The organism is Streptomyces sp. NPDC127092 (assembly GCF_042722475.1).
GTDB lineage: Bacteria > Actinomycetota > Actinomycetes > Streptomycetales > Streptomycetaceae > Streptomyces.
In genome coordinates this window covers 1-2,836 of record NZ_JBHXFE010000103.1, presented here as the reverse complement: position 1 = coordinate 2,836, position 2,836 = coordinate 1, and the positions used below count along the sequence as shown (strand labels likewise).

General features: G+C 63.3%; 3 protein-coding genes. 1 reads left to right on the top strand and 2 read right to left on the bottom strand.

Annotated elements, in window-relative coordinates:
- Window positions 1-103: 103 nt before the first annotated feature.
- Together ACFWJO_RS37410 and ACFWJO_RS37405 are read right to left on the bottom strand one after the other, a co-directional pair.
- Window positions 104-970: an alpha/beta fold hydrolase gene (locus ACFWJO_RS37410; protein WP_145015875.1), complete on the bottom strand. Its 867-nt coding sequence runs from the start codon at window positions 968-970 to the stop codon at window positions 104-106.
- A 33-nt stretch (window positions 971-1,003) separates the two neighbouring features.
- Window positions 1,004-1,411: a hypothetical protein gene (locus ACFWJO_RS37405; RefSeq protein WP_145015877.1), complete on the bottom strand. Its 408-nt coding sequence runs from the start codon at window positions 1,409-1,411 to the stop codon at window positions 1,004-1,006.
- A 151-nt stretch (window positions 1,412-1,562) separates the two neighbouring features.
- Here ACFWJO_RS37405 and ACFWJO_RS37400 point away from each other — a divergent pair, with 151 nt between their 5' ends.
- Entirely contained in the window at window positions 1,563-2,486 is a 924-nt protein-coding gene (locus ACFWJO_RS37400; RefSeq protein ID WP_145015879.1) for a LysR family transcriptional regulator, read from the top strand.
- Window positions 2,487-2,836: the final 350 nt, after the last annotated feature.

Genomic DNA, 2,836 nt, shown 5'->3' with positions numbered 1-2,836 from the left:
GAGAGTGAAAAAAACCCACGACGCTTTCCTTCCCCCAGAGACCCCTGGCTTCTTTCAGAAGATCGAGGTGGTCTCCGAGTAGGAAGACTGCGACAAACCGAGGTCAGGCGCTGGTCGAGGCACTCTTCTTGGTCTTGATGATCTCCAGAGCGCGCTTGAGGTAACCGCCGAACACGGGGTAATTCTCGCTCATCGGGAAGTGACCGATCTCCTTCATCTTGATGAACTCCGCGTTGCGGATCTGCGAGGCCGTCCGCTCACCATCTTCGGGGGTGGTGAGGTAGTCGTATTCGCCGGTCATCAGCACAACCGCACACTGGTCGGTGTCGATTTCGTCGAGCTTGCCTCGAAGGTCATGATCGACCGAGTAGAAGTGCAGGTCGCCCTTGAAAGCTTCCGATCCCTGGGTGTAGTAGAACCACGTCTTCCACCGGTCGGCCTCCGGGGACTGCGGAGCCATCAGATCCCAGGTACCGGAGGCGCAGACTTGGGCGGCATTGGCGTGCGGATGCTGCCACCAGTCCAGGTAGAAGCCTGGGGAGTAGTCCGCCCCCTCCACCGGAATAACCGCATCGAAGCGGTCCGGACGCCGGTGAGCCAGCTGCAGAGCAATGTTGCCCCCGAAGGAGGAGCCCATGAAGATCGGGTCCTCCAGTTCCAGAGCGTCGCACAGAGCGATGATGAAGTTGGCAAAGTGATCGGCGGTGAGCTTGTACTCCTCAGTCCACCAGGCAGTGTTCTCTGGCGGGTCGGACTTCCCGTGCCAGGGCAGGTCGTAGGCGATGACCCGGTAGTTGGCGGTGATCTCTTCGTCCTCGAGCAGATCCCGCCACTGGTGGTTGTGACAGCCGGCCGTGTGCTGACAGATCAGCGGCTGCCCGGTGCCGTTTTCGAGGTAGAAGACCTTGTACTCCAGTCCGTCGACCTGAACGGTGACGTAGCGGCCGGTGACAGCGGAAATAGCAGCCATGAGAATTCTCCTTTTCCAGACAGGGCAGAGGGATCAGACCGGCACGCCGACGGTGCGGAGCAGTTCGATCTGGCGGGTGAGGCAGCGCAGGTTCTGCATCAGCACCAACACATCCCCTTCGAGGGACATGTCGCGCTGGAAGGACGCCGCCCAGATACCGTGGAACATCGGCGCGGGAACCTCAGTGCCGAATTCCCGCCAGGTGGCCGCACTAGCACGGATAGCGAACTGGTACGGGGCGTCCAGGGGGCCGGGATCGACGCTGATGTCAGCGACCTTCCCCGCATTCATTCGCACGACGAAGGAGTGCTCAGCCATGTCCAGCAGATAAGAGCAGGTGAAGTACTTCCCGTGGGCCAGAAGCTCGGGATCCTGGTCATTGGCCGCCCTAAAGGCGTCAACCCACTGCTCGGCCGAGGGAGTGGAGGTGGTGGCAGTCATGTTGTGGTCCTTCCAGCCTGACGTGCTCTGTCCGTGACGTTTACCTTCTCCATTGGATCGTGGCCTGCGTCACAGATCCATTACTCCCCTGCCATGGGGCGATAGGCCGCAACTATTGGCCGGCCGCCGGAGCCGTCGCTACAATCGGCCCATGCAGCCCTCCCTCGAGCTGCGGGTTCTGCGCTACTTCGTCACTGTTGCTGAAGAGCTGCACTTCGGCCGTGCGGCCACCCGGCTCCATATCGCCCAGCCGTCACTGAGCGTGCAAATCCGCAATCTCGAACGCTCCCTCAACACCCCCTTGTTCAATCGCACCAGCCGAGGGGTGACCCTGACTCCGGCGGGGGAGGTACTACTGGCCCACAGCCGGGACCTGCTGGTGGCCGCTGAGGCGGCCGCTTCCCTGACCCGACAAGCAGGACGCGAACCGGGCCGGAAACTCGTTGTGGGGTTCCAGGCCAACGCCGCCGCTGAACTCACCCGGGCCGTTTTAGCGGCCTACCGCCAGAGCAACCCGGCAGTCCAGATCGAGATGCGCTCCTACCCCTTCAGCGATCCCACCGCTGGGCTCGCCGATGGCAGCGCCGACGTCGCCTTCATCCGCCCACCTGTGCCACATTTCAAGGAATTGCGGACGAGGGCCCTGTTCGCCGAGCCCCGGGTTCTGGTGGTCTCTGATGCTTCGGAACTGGCCACCCGGTCCTCGGTCCGGATCGAAGAGCTCTTGAACGAACCATTCATCGCCCGCAACGCCCCGAAGCTATGGCGGGAGTTCTGGCTCGCCACCGACGCCCGCCACAACCACCCACCCGTCATCGGCTCCGAGGTCAGTACCGTCGACGAATGCTTCGAGGCCATTCTGAGTCAGCAGGGCATCGCCTTCACGCAAGCCTCCACTCAACGCTTCTACAGCCGCCCCGGACTGGCCTTCGTCCCCGTGATCGGCCTGGCCCCCTCCACGGTCAGTGTGGCCTGGCGCCAGGACAACGAACACCGGGCAGCGCGGGCATTCGTCCAAACCGCCCAGTCCACCGCACTGGGGACGTCACTCCCCCGAGCGACCCGCGCGATCTGAGCGTCGCGCATGAAACGGTGGCCGTCAGCCGTTCGCACCTCACTGCGACGCGCCCCCGGCGACGGGCCATGGCCCCGTAAGGGTCACCCTGGCCGTCCTGGCATTCATGGGTGCACTATTCCTCGCGCCTCAGTGAGAACCGTTGCAGTGTGCAGCTCCTCCACACTGCGCGGGGGCCCGTGAGTAATGAGGCGCTGGAAGGTAGCCGGGTCAAAGAGCTCGTCGAGAGCGAGATGGGCCGCACCGATGATTCCGCCTTCTCTGGTGCTGTTCAGATAGGCGGGGCGGAGGACCAGGTCTCGCGTGGCCAGAGGCAGGGAGCGTTGATAGACGGTCTCACGGAGGCTAGC

Bases quoted from the DNA above. Each gene is read 5' to 3' on its own strand.
- ACFWJO_RS37410 (WP_145015875.1), bottom strand. From the start codon at position 970: ATGGCTGCTATTTCCGCTGTCACCGGCCGCTACGTCACCGTTCAGGTC.
- ACFWJO_RS37405 (WP_145015877.1), bottom strand. From the start codon at position 1,411: ATGACTGCCACCACCTCCACTCCCTCGGCCGAGCAGTGGGTTGACGCC.
- ACFWJO_RS37400 (WP_145015879.1), top strand. From the start codon at position 1,563: ATGCAGCCCTCCCTCGAGCTGCGGGTTCTGCGCTACTTCGTCACTGTT.